This window comes from Amphritea atlantica (assembly GCF_018860855.1).
GTDB classification, from domain to species: Bacteria; Pseudomonadota; Gammaproteobacteria; order Pseudomonadales; family Balneatricaceae; genus Amphritea; species Amphritea atlantica_A.
On the sequence record NZ_JAHKQE010000027.1, the window covers coordinates 23,164 to 38,581 of the forward strand.

Consider the following 15,418-nt stretch of genomic DNA (forward strand, 5'->3'; position numbering starts at 1 on the left):
AATCGATGTATGCGATGAGCGTGGATTAACGCAGCCCAGCGTCTTCAGTATGAACGAAGAATATTGTCTTTTAACAATGTTGTAATATTACTGTAATCAAAATAAAATTCGGCCTTTTAAGGCCAGCTCTACATTATTAGAACGCGACCTTTCGAACATATATTCATTAGGCTTTAACTTATGGTCGTAAAGTTAAAAGGATGTTCCTCACATCCGGCTATTGCTTTCCTTTTTATTCTGATTTTTCCATTTCTCATCGAATTTATCTTTGTCGAATACAGTGAAAGAGAGTTAATCAACCGCATTGGCTGGCTAATCATGTTGTGGGCTCTCGCGTACCTGATCAGCTTTCGTCTTCCGTTTCTCTTGCTGGGTGGGTTATTTACCCTAACGGGTATCGTTGATATTGCTTATGCAATTGAATTTAATGGTATTTTCACGACTACCTCGGTAGAGGCAATAGCCCAAACGAATGCCTCTGAAGCATTTGAATTTATTCAATCATATTTCTCGATCTTTCCATTGGTGATCATTCTTGTTTATCTGGTCATCTGTTTTTTGCTGTTAAAACACTTTATAGCCCCCGGTTTAAGCGATAAAAAAGTACATAGGCTGTTAGCTGTTGGTTTTTTTATTCTGTTCGGCGTTTTGATTGTTGATGGCATCGTTATAAAACATAAGTATGGTAAGCGTTTACCCGGTATCGTTGGGGCTTATCCCGAGTTTTTGAAGGGCAGTTTGTCGTTAGATAAAGAAATTAAGCAGCGTGAGCAGTTAGCTCGGGATACGACCTACACCTTTAGCAATAATGAAGACTTGCCACAGACCTATGTGTTTATCATTGGCGAATCCGCTAACCGCAACCATATGTCGCTTTATGGCTATCCAAGGGAAACGAACCCGGCATTGGGTCACAGAGATGACCTGCTTCTCTTCGATAATGTGGTCTCTAATTATGCCCAGACGCTGCCCTCTTTGAGGATGACGCTTACCAGCGCCGATAGCTTAGATCATCAAGATTATTCCGACTCACTGAGTGTTATTGATGCCGCGAACCTAGCTGGATTTGAAACCTGGTGGATCTCAAACCAACAACCTCTTCGAGGAACATACTCAGCCATTGGCCACCAGGCTAAACAGACGATATTCATCAGTAATGAATTTTATGGCAATGAAATAGACCGCTTCGATAGCCATGTGTTACCCAAGCTAGATCAGGCTCTTGCGTCAAAAGTGCCGAAGAAAGCCATCTTTATTCATCTGATGGGCAGTCATTTAAAATATGATAAACGCTACCCTGAGCGTTTCTCTATATTTAATAGCGCCCCCTATTTCGGCTATCAAGAGGCGCTCGATGACACCCAGAAAGGCTATATAGACAGTTATGATAATTCTATTCTATTTAATGACTGGATCGTCAATTCCGCTATTGAGAAGCTAGCTAAGCGATCACAGCTTGGTAATGGACTCTATAGTCTTACGTACACAGCTGATCATGGGGAAGAGGTGTTTGATTCTACTGATTTTAAAGGTCATGGCCCTGATAATGTCACATCGAACATGGTGGAAGTACCGTTCGTTATATGGCTGTCAGATCAGTATAGGTCTAGCCGCAGCGGCCAAGTGAAGCAGCTTATGCAGAATAAATCTGCGCCAGCCATGCTCGATGGTTTCTTTTATTTTGCCCTAGAGATGATGGGTATTAAGAGTGATCTTATCGATAACACTAAAAGCCTTTTTTCTGATCAATACCAACCCAAGCCTCGTATTATTTATGGGTTTGATTATAAACAGTTAAAAAGCGCGGCACTTAGTTCGGATGAATAGTGATAATTAATCAGCAGGCTAAGGCTTACGCTGTTGCTTGAAAAAGAAAAGGAGACAAAAAGGAGCCAGTCAGCCCTTTCTTTTTCGAGCTAGTAACCGAAGTTTATAGGCTAGCCATTTAGCTAGCTTTGGCTTCAATGTTTCTGAAGCTGGTGGGTGCTAGCAGCGCTGCCAGAAACAGATATGCGTCGGCGGCGATTTCCAGATATTCCTCCCAAAACTTATTTTCGGTTGGGATGACCTGTTTATCAAAGATGCCGGCGATGATGAGCAGAACGCCCCCCAGGATGACGTAGAGCATCATCGGTGAGAGCAGGTAGAGCAGGGTATTGCGGAGGTAGAAACGGATATTACGGAAAACCTGTGCCAGGATATAGAACAGCGGCAGGAACCAGATATATTGGCCTGGTTTACCAAAGATCATATGGGCAGGTTCCGGCCAGTCAGTTTTGCGGACATCGAATTCACGGAAGAAGAATGCTAGGCAGATCCAAGCAAACATCCATGCGGCATAGCGCGAGCTACCCTGCAGGTTTTTGCCAACCCGCACCATATAAAAACAGGTCAGCAGCAGAATTCCGGCCTGCAGATTTTCCAGAACGCCGTTCTCTTTATAGATGGTGACCTGATCATCAAGGTTATAGACGAATACTCCGGTAAGGGTCACCAGTAGTAACCAGAAAATGTGCAGGGTTTTACTGTTAGCAGCTAACAATTCAGCGTCTCCAAAGCGTTGTAAAAGGGCGCATTGTCCTATGATTTATAGTCTTCCGCCAGATGTTTATCTTTAAGTTTCACATAGTTTCCTGCGGTATAGGTAAAGAAACTCAGCTCTTTTTCGGTTAGGGCTCTCACCTCTTTTACCGGACGGCCGACGTATAGGTGGCCGCTTTTTAGCGTTTTGCCTGGGGGAACGAGGCTGCCAGCGCCGATAATAACATCGTCCTCGACGATCGCGCCGTCCATAACCATTGCACCCATGCCGACTAACACTCGGTTTCCAATAGTACAGCCGTGTAGCATCGCCTGATGGCCGATAGTGACATCATCGCCGATTAGCAAAGGAAATCCATCGGGGTTGAAGGGGCCTGCGTGGGTAATATGTAAGACTGAACCATCTTGAACGCTGGTGCGATCGCCGATGCAAATACGGTGCATATCGCCTCTAATAACGGTCAGTGGCCAGACCGATACGTCATCACCTAAGGTGACATCTCCCAAAACAACAGCGGTAGGGTCAACAAAGGTGCGCAGGCCCAATGTAGGGGTGGTGTCTTGGTAGCGGCGGATGCTCATATGCTTCTCTCAGTCTGATACTCTGTTTAGGATTCTATAATAAACGCTGTGTGGCGATTGAAAACAGCTAATTACTCCCCCATTTAGTATTAATAGTGTTCTTTATATCCCTGTTCAGGAGTTTTCTATGTCTAACCCATTGCTGCAAGATCACCTGCTGCCGCCCTTTTCTAAGATTAAGCCTGAACATGTAGAGCCGGCAGTGGATCAGCTGCTGGCGGACTGTCGCGCGGTTGTTTCGCAGGTCTTAGACGGTAATGATGCTCCTGATTGGGATAATCTGGTTGCCCCTTTAGAGCAGTGCCATGACCGCTTAGCGAAAGCTTGGTCGCCGATATCCCATTTGAATGGTGTACTGAATAGTGATGAGCTGCGTGATGCTTACAACGCTTGTTTGCCAAAGTTGTCTCAGTTTTGGACGGAAATGGGTCAACATCAGGGGCTGTTCGAAGCCTATCAAGCATTGGCGAATAGCGATGCCTATAACGATCTAGATGAAGCGCAGCGTAAAGTTATCGATAACACCCTAAGAGATTTTCGTCTTTCAGGCATCGCGCTAGGTGATGCTGATAAGAAGCGCTATGGTGAGTTACAACAGAAACTGTCTGAGCTGACCACGAAGTTTTCTGAAAACGTGATGGATGCGACGGATGGTTGGAGCAAACTGATCAACAACGTCGATGAGTTAGCTGGACTGCCTGAAAGCGCTTTAGCCGCGGCTAAGCAGTTAGCCGAGGTGAAAGGTGAAGACGGTTGGTTGGTCACCTTAGACTTTCCCTCTTACTTTGCCGTGATTACCTATGCGGATAATCGTGAGTTGCGCCGTGAGTTGTATGAAGCGTTTTCGACTCGCGCATCGGATCGTGGGCCTAATGCGGGTCAGTGGGATAACAGCGAGATCATGACTCAGATTCTGACCCTGCGGGCAGAATTGGCGAAGCTATTGGGCTTTGATAACTACGCGGCTTATAGTCTAGCGACCAAAATGGCCGATACACCGGAACAGGTGGTTAGCTTTTTGAATGACCTAGCTCAGATGAGCAAACCGCAGGCGGAAAAAGAGTATCAAGAACTACAGGATTTTGCCCTAGAGGAGTTCTCTGAACCGGAGCTGCAATCTTGGGATCTTTCCTACTATGGCGAGAAGCTAAAACAGGCTCGTTATGCCATTTCACAGGAAGAGTTGCGTCCCTACTTCCCGATGCCGAAGGTGCTAGAAGGGCTGTTCCAGATTACCGGTAAGCTGTTTGATATCGATATTGAAGAGGTTACAGAGTTCGATCGCTGGCATAAAGACGCACGTTTATTCAGTGTTAGCCGTGGCGGTGAAGTGATTGCACGCTTCTTCTTGGATCCATTTGCCCGAGCGAAAAAGCGCGGCGGGGCTTGGATGGATGATTGTCGTGTACGGCGGATGGACAACGGTGTGTTGCAACTGCCGGTTGCCTATTTGGTTTGCAATTTTAATCCACCGGTAGGTGATGAACCGGCACTGTTGACACATAACGAGGTGACCACGCTGTTCCATGAGTTCGGTCACGGTTTGCATCATATGCTAACCCGTATCAAATATGCGGATGTCAGCGGCATCAATGGTGTTGCTTGGGATGCTGTCGAGCTGCCGAGTCAGTTTTTAGAAAACTGGTGTTATGAACCAGAAGCATTGGCCCTGATTTCGGGTCATTACAAAACCGGTGAAACCCTACCGAAAGCCTTGCTGGATAAAATGCTGGCGGCGAAAAACTTTCAATCGGGCATGATGATGGTGCGTCAGCTTGAGCTATCACTGTTTGATTTTGAACTACATCGGGAATATAAAGCGGGTGTCACTAACGTACAGACCGTACTCGATCGTATTCGCAGCCAAGTGGCGGTGGTGACACCACCTGAGTTTAATCGCTTTCAACATAGCTTTAGCCATATCTTCGCCGGTGGTTATGCGGCAGGCTATTACAGCTATAAATGGGCTGAAGTGCTATCTGCCGATGCATTCTCTCGATTTGAAGAGGAAGGCGTATTCAATCCTGAGACGGGCCGTTCTTTCCGAGAAAATATTCTTGAGATGGGTGGTTCCAAAGAACCGATGGCGCTTTTTGTCGCCTTCCGAGGACGTGAGCCGAGTGTTGAAGCGCTGTTACGTCATTCTGGCATCACCGCTTAACATCGCTGCAGAATGGCTTCGTGGGTCACTGCAGAGTGCGCTGGCCGTTTAGGGTATAATGAAGGCATACTGGTACTCCCCAGTATGCCTTTGCATAAAAGCCTGTTGAGAAGAATATGACTATCGTAAAACGTTTTATTGCCGGCGCTGTTTGTCCCCGTTGTGGCAAGATGGATACTCTGAGGATGTATCGGGATGAAAGTCACGAACACCGCGAATGTGTCAGCTGTGATTTCAGTGATGCTATGGCGCTGGATGGCTCAGATCAGCCTAAAGGTGAGCTGGACACCCGTGTTAATCGAGGTGGTAAGGTTGAATTAGAGCCGGCACAACCCTTGAATTTCGTGCCGAATCCGAGCACCACTAAACATTAAACTGCTTTTCAACATCTAAGGAGGTGGATATGTGTCACCGCTGTGCATGGGCAACATCCACCGAGTTAGAACAGCAGTATCATGATGAAGTTTGGGGCGTGCCTCAGAGCAATGATCAGCAACTATTTGAGTTTCTGGTGCTCGAAAGCGCTCAGGCGGGATTAAGTTGGCGCACTATTCTACAAAAACGTGAAGGTTATAACCGGCAATATGAGGGGTTTGATCCCGCTAAAGTCGCTGCGTTTTCCACTGAAAAAATTGACCAAATGCTGCTCGATCCAGGTATTGTACGTAATCGCCGGAAGGTTGAATCGTCCATTAAAGGGGCGCAGGTGTTTGTTGAACTAGCCGCTAAACATGGCAGTTTTGCTAACTATATATGGCAGTTTGTCGACGGCAAACCGATTCAGAACCGCTGGCAAAACCCCAGTGAAGTACCTGCTGAAACTGAGCAGTCTCGCGCGATGAGTAAAGCGTTGAAGCAGGCGGGCATGACCTTTGTTGGGCCAACAATCTGTTATGCTTACATGCAGGCGACGGGTATGGTTAATGATCATGAAGTCGGCTGCTTACGTTATCAGCCTTGCCGTGATCAAGCGGCTAGTTTCTCACTCTAAAATTGATACTCACTCGGGTTGATATTCGACCCGATAGATCACCCCCGCTGCATCATCTGAAATCAATAGACTGCCATCTCGATCGGTTAGAACATCCACCGGCCTGCCCCAGGCGCGTTCTCCTTTTAGCCAGCCTTCAATAAAGACCTGTTGAGTGGGCGGCGTCACCGATGTGTCCACTTTGATGACCCGGTAGCCGACTTTTTCGCTGCGGTTCCATGAGCCGTGTTGTGCGATAAATAGAGTGTTTTGATCACTATCGGGAAATTGATCACCTTGATAGAACGTCAGACCAAGCGGTGCAACATGTGCCCCGAGTTTTAAGACTGGCGGCTGAAACGCACTGAATGATTGTTGCTGATAGAGGTTGGGGTCGGGAATGTCACCCGCGTGGATAAAGGGGTAGCCGAAATGCTGCCCAAACGCGGTCAGCCGATTAAGCTCGTCATCAGGGCGATCATCTCCGAGATTATCCCTGCCATTGTCACTAAACCAGAGTTCTTGTGTATCTGGGTGCCAAGCAAAACCAACCGAATTACGTACACCGTGAGCGACGACCGCTTGAGCGTTAGTACTGACGTTCAGCTTCATAATGGAGGCAAAGCGGGGATCGTCGCTGAGACAGATATTACAGGGGGTACCCAAATTAAAGTAAAGATCACCGTCAGGGCCAAATTTGAGGTATTTCCAGCCGTGATGGCTAATGTCGGGTAATTGGTCGGTGATGAGTTCGGTGTTGGCCGCTTGAGGAGTGACGCGATCAGCATTATTTAAGCGTAAGATCTGGTTAACTGCAGCAATGTATAAATCCCCGTTACGATAAGCGATGCCGCTGGGCATATTTAACCCCCGCAGCAGGATGTCTCTCTGCTCATAGACGCCATCCCCATCGGTATCATGCAGCCGGTAAACCTTGCCCGCTCGGAGACTACCCACAAATAGACTACCAGGCTCTCCCAGTGCCATCTGACGGGCGTTATTTACTTCTGCAACGACCGATAATTGATAGCCTTCGGTGAGTTTGAGGCGATCGAGAGGAAGTGCAGTGCTGGGTGCTGAGAGCGTTAGGCCGATTATTAGGCTGCATAATGGGGCGAACTGACGCATGGTATGAGTCCTCAGTGGCTTAACAGGTAAAGAAAACATAGCTGTGGTTTGGTCTGTTAGCCATTTTCATCATACGGCCGGATGATTCGATTGAGGGGATCTTCCTGCTAAAAAAAGCCCGTCAGTTGCATCTGAGTAACACTTATTTCCCCGCCATCCCCTGATTGGGGCATCGTATTAAACTAGGTTCTGTATAGCTTTGTGGTCAGTGATTGAGAGTCAATAAGCCCTCGTCTATATCAACTTATTTAAGATGGTTTTTCTTTTATAACAGTTAATTAGACATTTGAAGGATGTGTTTTATTGATCCAATCGCTGTGTAAATAATAAAACAACAAGGTATGAATATGAGAATGCATAAACGAAATTTTTTAAAGGGTCTTACTCTGAGTGTCGGTATTGCTGTGGCGTTGAGTTCAGTGACAGCACTATCGAGCCTCGCCCAAGCGGAAGGGCATCGTTCCTATATTCTTGCTACGGCAACCACGGGTGGTACTTATTATCCGGTGGGCGTTGCTCTGGCGACTCTAACCAAAGTAAAGCTGGAACCTCAGTTCAAAATATCCCTATCGGCGATCAATTCTGCAGGTTCCGGTGAAAACGTCAAATTACTGCGTGAGAATCAGGCACAGTTTGCTATTTTGATGGGATTATACGGTGCTTGGGGGTGGAATGGCGAAGGTGCTTTGGCCTCTTCAGGCCCGATGAAAGGCATGCGTTCTGTGACGATGCTGTGGCAAAATGTTGAACAATTTTCCGTTAAATCAGAATACGTTAAAACGGGCACAATCTCAGATCTGGCTGAATTAAAGGAGAGTAAGTTTTCTGTTGGCGGCAAAAATTCCGGTGCCGAAGGAACGGCTCGACATATTATGGGCCACTTAGGGATGCCGGCTGATAGCTTTAATCTTGCCTATATGGGGTATGGGCCGAGCGCGGATGCTTTGCAAAACGGAACTGTTAGCGGCATCAATATTCCTGCTGGTGTACCGACGGGGGCTATGACACGCGCTTACGCGGCAATGGGCAGTGATATGACAACGTTAGATTTCACTGATGCGCAAATAGCTCAGGCAAACGGAAAATATAATCTGTGGACTCGGTTTGTTATCCCAGCTAATACCTATCCGGGTCAGGCGAAGACGATTAATACCATGGCGCAGCCAAACTTTCTGGCGGTTCGGGATGATATTTCAGATGACGATGTCTATCTGCTAACCAAGACCATGTATGAAAATCTGCCGTTTCTAAACAGTATTCACAAAGCCACTAAAGCGATGGCGCTTGAGAAAGCGATTGCCGGTTTACCGGTGCCGTTACATCCCGGAGCAGTGCGTTATTACCAAGAGAAGGGACTTAAGATTCCAGCCCATTTGATCGCGGAATAACGATAGTGCGCTTTATTGGGGAACCACTGGTTCCCCATTCTTCATGTTAAAAGTTTGGTTCTGTCATCAAGGTTGCATGAGAGAGCTATACTAAACGTCTGCATGCCTAACGACTGATGCATGAACTGATCTCGCCTTTCACTATTTATCCTCGGGTTTGAATTCCTTAAAGAAAACATAGCCGCCGGTCACACCTCTGGCCACAAATAAGCTTAGAAACGCTAGCCATAAACCATTATTGCCCCAGGATTGAGAGAAGTACCAGATCGGGGCGAATACCAGAAATACAGAGATTAACATGGTGTTTTGCATCGCCTTAACCTGAGTCGTGCCGACAAAAACACCATCGATCAGAAAGCTCCATACTGCGACCAAGGGGAGTACGATAACCCAAGGTAGGTAGATAGCGGCAGTTTGCCGAACCTCTGGAATATCCGTTAGCAGCGCGATAATAAAGTTGCCGCCAAACCAAAAGAACAGCGTGAAAAGCACGGCGGTGACCAGTGACCAGCTAAGGGTCGCCGAGATGATTCGGTGAAAACCTTTATTATCTTTGGCGCCATAAAACTTACCGCTTAACGCTTCGGCTGCGTGGGCGAAGCCATCCAATCCGTTAGAGATCAGCATAAAGAAATTGAGTAACACAGCGTTGGCTGAGAGTATGGTACTGCCCTGCTTCGCGCCTTGAGAGGTAAAGAACGCTAATGTTAGTAGCAGTGCTAGTGTTCGTACAAAAAGATAGCGATTAAGGCTGATAAGGTGATAGTAATTACTAACAAACTTGAGCTTTAGCCAAGGCGTTTTGCCGGGCTGACGGGCCTGCATTCGTAGCATAAAAAAGCAGCCTAGCAGTAGACTGGCATATTCCGAGATAACGGTCGCCAAGGCGACCCCATCGGTATGCATATTAAGGCCGTAGACGGCAATCAGATCTAGCAGCATATTGAGCAGGTTGGTGATCACCAGCAGTATCAAAGGGATGCGGGTGTTTTGATTGCCTAAAAACCAGCCTAATAAAGCGTAATTAGCCAGTACGGCGGGGGCACCGAAGATTCTGATTTCAGCATAGAGACGGGCCTCTACGGTGACCGCAGGTTCTGCACCGATCAGATTTAGGGCAATCTCCAACAGCGGGTATTGCAGGATAAAAATGGTTAGGCCGATTAGGCCTGCGAGTACCAGCGATTGAGCCAATACGAGCCGGCTTTGATCATGTGCTTCATTACCTAGGGCCTGCGCGGTAAGTCCCGTGGTGCCCATGCGTAGAAAACCGAATGACCAGTAAAGAATCGAGAAGATCATCGCCCCAACGGCAACGGCAGCGAGATATTTCGGATCGGGTAGATGGCCGATTACGGCAGTATCCACCAAGCCCAAAAGAGGGACAGTAATGTTAGACAGGATCATCGGCCAAGCAAGTGCCCACACCTGTTGATGATCCTGTTTGCGTGCCCGTTGTAGGTAGTGAATCATACGGTACGGCGAAAAGGTAATGAATACAGCAGCAGAAATTGAATCAGTGCTGCGACTACCACTGAGGGGCCAGCCGGGGTATCAAATTGATAAGACGCGTATAGCCCCAGAACCACGGCAACCATCCCTAGCAAGCTGGCAATGATGGCCATCTGTTCCGGTGAATTGGCTAGCCGTCTGGCGCTCGCTGCCGGAATAATCAGCAGCGATGTGATCAGCAGAATCCCGACGACCTTCATGGCGATAGCAATGACGACGCCGATTAGGAGCATCAAGGTCAGCCGTACGCGGGCTACGGGAACCCCCTCGACCTGAGCGAGCTCTTCATTGATGGTGATGGCTAAGAGTGAGTTCCAGAGTCGCCAGATCAACAATAATACGATACAGCCTCCGCCGTAGATCCAGTACAGGTCGGTGGGTGAGATGGCGAGCAAGTCACCAAACAGATAGTCCATCAGGTCCACTCGCACATCATCCAACAATGCAATCGCCACTAAACCGAGGGATAAGCTACTGTGGGCCATAATACCCAGCAGGGTATCGGTGGCGACGAGATGCTGTCGTTGCAGGCTGACAAGAATCAAGGCCAGCAGCAGGCAGCAACTGACCACGGCAAGGTTCACATTAAGATCAAATAGAACGCCCATGGCAACGCCGAGCAGTGCGGAATGCGCCAAGGTATCGCCGAAATAGGCCATCCTGCGCCAAACCACAAATGCGCCGAGGGGGCCGGCAATCAGCGCGACACCAAGGCCGCCAACGAGAGCAAAGAGCAGAAAATCAGGCATCAGTGATCACCTCCGCAGTGGCTCGAATGGTTTTCTCCGGGTATTTCTGAAATGTCGGTTTTAGCATTAATGATTTCACCGCGTCGATCATGCTGGTGGTTATGGTGATGGCTATAAAACGCTAGATTTTCCGCGCCGGGGATGCCAAATAGCTCAATATAGGAGGGATCATTACTGACCTGTGCGGGATGTCCTGAACAGCAGATATGATGGTTGAGGCAGACCACTTGGTCGGTAGCTGCCATCACTAAATGCAGGTCGTGGGAGATCATCAGCACGGCACAGCCGTATCGATCACGGATCTGAGCAATCAAGTTATATAGCTCTATCTGTCCGTTAACATCGACACCCTGTGCGGGTTCGTCGAGCACGAGGAGGTCTGGCTTGCGCAGCAGTGATCGGGCCAGCATGACACGCTGAGTTTCTCCACCGGACAGACTGTGTACCGATTGTTTTAGCAGTTTCTCTGCACCGACGGCTTCTAGGGCTTGTAAACGGTCTTGGATACTGGAAAATGCGGCTGTTTTTAGAAAGCGTTCCACCGTTAACGGAAAGGTCGGGTCGATATGTAGCTTCTGAGGCATATAACCGATCTGCAAGCTGTCGGAACGGATGACCTGACCTGCACTCGGGGTGATCAAGCCCAAAATAGCTTTGATTAAGGTGGTTTTACCCGCGCCATTAGGGCCGATCAAGGTGGTGATCTCGCCACGCTTTAGCTGCATAGAAACGTTGCTAACAACGCTATTCTCGCCGTAGATAATACTTAGGTTGTTGACATCAACCAGACTCATGCGGACTCCTGACAATTGGGGCAACGCCCTAAAATTTCGACCTGTTCCTGCTCTACTGAAAAGCCAGCCGCGTTGGCACAGTGCAGAATACTACTCTGTAATTCTTGGGATTCTATTTCAGCGGTATTGCCGCATAGTGAGCAGATCAGAAAGTAGCCATGATGCTGCTGGCCGGGATGAATACAGCCGATAAAACTATTTAGCGATGCTAATCGGTGCACCAACCCCTGTTCTTGTAGAAAATCTAAGGCCCGATAAACCGTGGGGGGAGCTGAATTAAAACCCGCCTTGGCCAGTGCCGGCAAGAGGTCGTAGGCACCGAGCGGTTTATGACTCTGCCAGATCAGTGTTAGCACTAATTCACGAATTTTAGTCAGCCGCTGTCCATTGCTTTTGCACACCTGTTGGGCATGTTCTAGCGCGTTTTGAATACAGTGGTTATGGTCGTGGTTGGTTTGATAGGCAACATTGGGACTGCGTTGAGACGCCATAAAAAATACCAGTTGATCTATTATTTGTTATATTATAACTTTGCGCTAATTAAATGACAGCTTATTTATAACCGGAATTTACTCAAATGATCAATTCGTTTAGTCGACTGAATCGCTATGGCTCGTTCTTTTTATTCAGTTTTTTAATTGGTTGGATGCCTGCCCTACAGGCCAAGCCAGTCAAGGTACTCGCCAGTATTAAACCGATTCAGTTAATTGCCGTGGATATGTTAGGCGATTTGGCCGACGTTGGTGTGCTCTTGCCACCGGGCAGTTCACCACATCACTATTCTTTAAAACCCTCTTCCGTCTCCGATATCCATGAGGCCGATCTCTTTATCTGGGGTGGTGAAGATCTGGAGTTGTTTTTAACCAAAACCGTTAGTCAGCTTGAACGCCCTGCCCTCGCATTGCTAGAACCGAGTGAGCATGATGAACATGCGAAAGAGCACGAACATGAGGATGGTGACGAGCACGATGATGACCACGATCTGATGGCTGAGCATGAGCACGAAGACAGCCATGACGATGCTCAGGAGCATGAAGGTGAGCACGCTGATGAGCATGAACATCATCATGATGGTGATCCGCATTTCTGGATGACACCGGAGTTGGCCTTGGAAGCGGCGGATAAGATTAAAGATCGATTAGCTGTGCTATATCCACAGAAAGCGGAACTGTTCGAGCAGGCATATCAAGATTTTGCCACTCGCTTAAACGAAACTGATCAGCAGTTGCAGCAACAGCTAAAATCGGTTGGTGGTGAAGGTTTTTATGTGTTTCACGATGCATTTGGTGGTTTTGTTGAGCATTATCAGCTGAATCAACTGGGTTATTTCACCGTTGATCCTGGTCGTAAGCCGGGTGCACGTCGTTTGGCTGAGATTCGTGAGGCGCTAGAAACCAATAAAGGTCGTTGTGTCTTTGTGGAACCGCAATTCAAAGCGCCGGTGGTTGATAGCCTGACTCGCGGCTTGGATATTCACGTTGGACGCCTCGATCCATTAGCGATCGATATTGAAGTACAGCGCGGTGGATACCTCAATTATCTGCATTCATTAGCCGATAGCTTTACTAACTGTCTGTCAGAGGAATAAAAACAGAAAAAAGTTGGTTGGGCACTTCACAAATGAAAACGGCGTCTTTATAATGCGCTCCTCTTTCGGAGCAGATGTGGTGGAATTGGTAGACACGCTAGCTTCAGGTGCTAGTGCTCGCAAGGGCGTGGGAGTTCGAGTCTCCCCATCTGCACCAACGGCTTTCAGCGGTTGAGCAACGAAAGAGTACGCTATAGACATAGCAAGGGGACGCCCTTAAACGTAGTAAGTTGATACGCAGATGTGGTGGAATTGGTAGACACGCTAGCTTCAGGTGCTAGTGCTCGAAAGGGCGTGGGAGTTCGAGTCTCCCCATCTGCACCAACTTATTATCCTTTCAGAATTTCCTTTTTTATTCCCTTTCAATTGTTTTTTCTTTACAGCATCGCGAAATGAAATTTTGTGTGTGCGTCGTTAATTCAATGTTTTTGATCTTCGGCACCCACGGTGCGGTTCATTCTTCACCTCACCCTACACGAGGATGTGTTGTGAATGTTTATAGGCAATATCTTGTAGGGTGAAGTGAGCTTACGAACCGCACCGTTAATGATGGATACGAAAAACCATGGCGCTTGGCGCGGTTCATTCTTTAACGCACCTTTACGAGAGGTTTTTTCAGGCATAAAAAAAGGCCACATAAAGTGGCCCCAAAGGAGTCTCGTTTTAGACCTAGACGGTCCCGAATGAACGAGTGCTGTTAAAACTCTTTTGCTGACGCTTTACTTTGAGGTTTTTGAACCAAGTAGCTAAAGTGTCGAAACGCTCTGCAACATATTCGTTGCGAGCTGCACGGCCCTGCGCGATGTAGTATGCAGTGTCGACATCGCCTAAACTGTCAACTTTGAAACCGTGGTCATTAGTATTCATATTATCACCAATAAAATTCATTTAGTTGTCACCGTGGTGACTCGGTGTCTCTGCGATACAAAAGATTGAATCGGCAGTGATCTTAAGCCATATTCAATGTACGCCTTGTATTGCGCGTGGATCATCGTTGCATTGATGGTTATACTAAGGTCGCAGTGACTAAAGAACAAACGACCGTTTTTCAGCTTAAGTGTGAATTAATTTCACCTATTGAGGTGCCTATCAGACGCTTGCCCCCTTTGAATGCTTTGCGTAGTTTTGAATCTGCCGCGCGCTTAGGCAGTTTTAATAAGGCTGCAGATGAGCTATTTGTCACCCCTTCTGCGGTGAGTCACCAGATTAAATCGCTAGAAGCTTTTCTGGGATTAAAGTTATTTCAACGTGAAAAACGACAGGTGCAGATTACTGTTGCTGGGGAGAAGTATCTCGTGGCGGTATCCCATGCGTTGGATGAACTCGATGCGGCAACCCGCCGTTTGATCTCTGCCCCCAATACCAGCTCATTAACCTTTGAAGCTCCGCCAGCCTTTTTGAGTCGCTGGTTGATGCCTCGGATTAAAGACTTTCAGGCACTGTATCCCGATGTTGAGTTGCGACTGAGCACTGGGGCAGTTAACCGGATAGATTTTGACCATACCGACTTGGATATGGCGGTTTATTTTGGTGATCCACCGGATGACAATGATATTGAAGTACATCTGGTGCATCGGTCGGTAGTGGTGCCTGTCTGTAGCCCCCGTAAGATGGAAGAGCATCAGATTGAAAGCCTTGCTGATTTGAGAAAACAAACCTTAATTCATGTGACCAGCCGCCGTAATGAGTGGCAGAGGTTGCTGCAGAAGGCGGGGATCTCGATGACGGGTGAAGAGAAGGGGTTATCGTTCTCCAGTACTCAGTTGGCGCTAGGGGCGGCCCTGGAAGGGTTAGGCGTGGCTTTGTCGGATAAGGCGCTGATCACCCGTGAATTACAGTATGGCCAGTTGGTGGTGCCGGTGGATATTGAGTTGTTGACCGGTAGGGCGTTTTATCTGGTGTACCCAAAAGATCGTCAATTGACTTACGGTATGCGGATGTTTCGTGAATGGCTGTTGGAAGTGATGGAACTGACCGAAGATGCGTTCTAAATAAATACCCAGTG

At 47.7% G+C, this 15,418-nt stretch carries 15 protein-coding genes and 2 tRNA genes; 9 read left to right on the top strand and 8 right to left on the bottom strand.

The window, feature by feature from the left end:
• Nucleotides 1-180 precede the first annotated feature (180 nt).
• Nucleotides 181-1,827 (top strand): phosphoethanolamine transferase, encoded by a 1,647-nt coding sequence (locus tag KO512_RS12110; protein WP_215952616.1) that lies wholly within the window; start codon nucleotides 181-183, stop codon nucleotides 1,825-1,827.
• Nucleotides 1,828-1,945: 118 nt separating this feature from the next.
• Here KO512_RS12110 and KO512_RS12115 read toward each other — a convergent pair whose 3' ends face one another.
• Both KO512_RS12115 and KO512_RS12120 read right to left on the bottom strand, forming a co-directional pair.
• Nucleotides 1,946-2,494: a hypothetical protein gene (locus KO512_RS12115; protein WP_215952617.1), complete on the bottom strand. Its 549-nt coding sequence runs from the start codon at nucleotides 2,492-2,494 to the stop codon at nucleotides 1,946-1,948.
• A gap of 86 nt (nucleotides 2,495-2,580) precedes the next feature.
• Nucleotides 2,581-3,123, bottom strand: a complete 543-nt coding sequence (locus tag KO512_RS12120; protein WP_215952618.1) for a gamma carbonic anhydrase family protein — start codon at nucleotides 3,121-3,123, stop codon at nucleotides 2,581-2,583.
• A 127-nt stretch (nucleotides 3,124-3,250) separates the two neighbouring features.
• Between KO512_RS12120 and prlC the strand changes: the two genes are divergently transcribed.
• The 3 genes from prlC (at nucleotide 3,251) to KO512_RS12135 (ending at nucleotide 6,275) form a co-directional block, all read left to right on the top strand.
• Nucleotides 3,251-5,284: an oligopeptidase A gene (gene prlC / locus KO512_RS12125; RefSeq protein WP_215952619.1), complete on the top strand. Its 2,034-nt coding sequence runs from the start codon at nucleotides 3,251-3,253 to the stop codon at nucleotides 5,282-5,284.
• 116 nt (nucleotides 5,285-5,400) lie between these two features.
• Entirely contained in the window at nucleotides 5,401-5,658 is a 258-nt protein-coding gene (locus tag KO512_RS12130; RefSeq protein ID WP_215952620.1) for a YheV family putative zinc ribbon protein, read from the top strand.
• 29 nt (nucleotides 5,659-5,687) lie between these two features.
• On the top strand, nucleotides 5,688-6,275 hold the full coding sequence (locus tag KO512_RS12135; RefSeq protein WP_215952621.1) for a DNA-3-methyladenine glycosylase I: 588 nt from the start codon (nucleotides 5,688-5,690) through the stop codon (nucleotides 6,273-6,275).
• A 9-nt stretch (nucleotides 6,276-6,284) separates the two neighbouring features.
• On the opposite strand, the gene KO512_RS12140 is transcribed toward KO512_RS12135, so the two are convergent.
• Nucleotides 6,285-7,382 carry a PQQ-dependent sugar dehydrogenase gene (locus KO512_RS12140; protein ID WP_215952622.1) on the bottom strand — a complete coding sequence of 366 codons (1,098 nt, stop codon included), beginning with the start codon at nucleotides 7,380-7,382 and terminating at the stop codon, nucleotides 6,285-6,287.
• A 347-nt stretch (nucleotides 7,383-7,729) separates the two neighbouring features.
• Here KO512_RS12140 and KO512_RS12145 point away from each other — a divergent pair, with 347 nt between their 5' ends.
• Complete coding sequence (locus KO512_RS12145) at nucleotides 7,730-8,770, top strand: TAXI family TRAP transporter solute-binding subunit (protein WP_215952623.1); 1,041 nt, start codon at nucleotides 7,730-7,732, stop codon at nucleotides 8,768-8,770.
• 141 nt (nucleotides 8,771-8,911) lie between these two features.
• Here KO512_RS12145 and KO512_RS12150 read toward each other — a convergent pair whose 3' ends face one another.
• Genes KO512_RS12150 through KO512_RS12165 form a run of 4 tightly spaced genes read right to left on the bottom strand, consistent with a single transcriptional unit; the run spans nucleotide 8,912 to nucleotide 12,316 of the window.
• Nucleotides 8,912-10,243 carry an MATE family efflux transporter gene (locus KO512_RS12150; protein WP_215952624.1) on the bottom strand — a complete coding sequence of 444 codons (1,332 nt, stop codon included), beginning with the start codon at nucleotides 10,241-10,243 and terminating at the stop codon, nucleotides 8,912-8,914.
• Entirely contained in the window at nucleotides 10,240-11,031 is a 792-nt protein-coding gene (gene znuB / locus KO512_RS12155) for a zinc ABC transporter permease subunit ZnuB (RefSeq protein ID WP_215952625.1), read from the bottom strand. The genes KO512_RS12150 and znuB overlap by 4 nt, the downstream gene beginning before the upstream one ends.
• Nucleotides 11,031-11,825 (bottom strand): zinc ABC transporter ATP-binding protein ZnuC, encoded by a 795-nt coding sequence (gene znuC, locus KO512_RS12160; protein WP_215952626.1) that lies wholly within the window; start codon nucleotides 11,823-11,825, stop codon nucleotides 11,031-11,033. The genes znuB and znuC overlap by 1 nt, the downstream gene beginning before the upstream one ends.
• Nucleotides 11,822-12,316, bottom strand: coding sequence for a Fur family transcriptional regulator (locus tag KO512_RS12165; RefSeq protein ID WP_215952627.1), 495 nt, complete (start codon nucleotides 12,314-12,316; stop codon nucleotides 11,822-11,824). Before KO512_RS12165 ends, znuC begins: the two co-directional genes overlap by 4 nt.
• An 86-nt stretch (nucleotides 12,317-12,402) precedes the next feature.
• On the opposite strand from KO512_RS12165, the gene znuA reads away from it, so the two are divergent.
• From znuA to KO512_RS12180, 3 genes are all read left to right on the top strand, one after another.
• A complete protein-coding gene (gene znuA, locus KO512_RS12170; protein WP_215952628.1) occupies nucleotides 12,403-13,413 on the top strand; it encodes a zinc ABC transporter substrate-binding protein ZnuA in 1,011 nt (336 codons plus the stop codon).
• Nucleotides 13,414-13,483: 70 nt separating this feature from the next.
• Nucleotides 13,484-13,570, top strand: a tRNA-Leu gene (locus KO512_RS12175).
• Between the two features lie 80 nt (nucleotides 13,571-13,650).
• Nucleotides 13,651-13,737: transfer RNA gene (locus tag KO512_RS12180), tRNA-Leu, on the top strand.
• Nucleotides 13,738-14,082: 345 nt separating this feature from the next.
• Here KO512_RS12180 and KO512_RS12185 read toward each other — a convergent pair.
• Nucleotides 14,083-14,301, bottom strand: coding sequence for an RSP_7527 family protein (locus KO512_RS12185; RefSeq protein WP_215952629.1), 219 nt, complete (start codon nucleotides 14,299-14,301; stop codon nucleotides 14,083-14,085).
• A gap of 95 nt (nucleotides 14,302-14,396) precedes the next feature.
• On the opposite strand from KO512_RS12185, the gene gcvA reads away from it, so the two are divergent.
• The gene (gene gcvA, locus KO512_RS12190) at nucleotides 14,397-15,404 is read left to right on the top strand and encodes a transcriptional regulator GcvA (RefSeq protein ID WP_303491869.1); all 1,008 of its coding nucleotides are present in this window, start codon (nucleotides 14,397-14,399) and stop codon (nucleotides 15,402-15,404) included.
• Nucleotides 15,405-15,418: the final 14 nt, after the last annotated feature.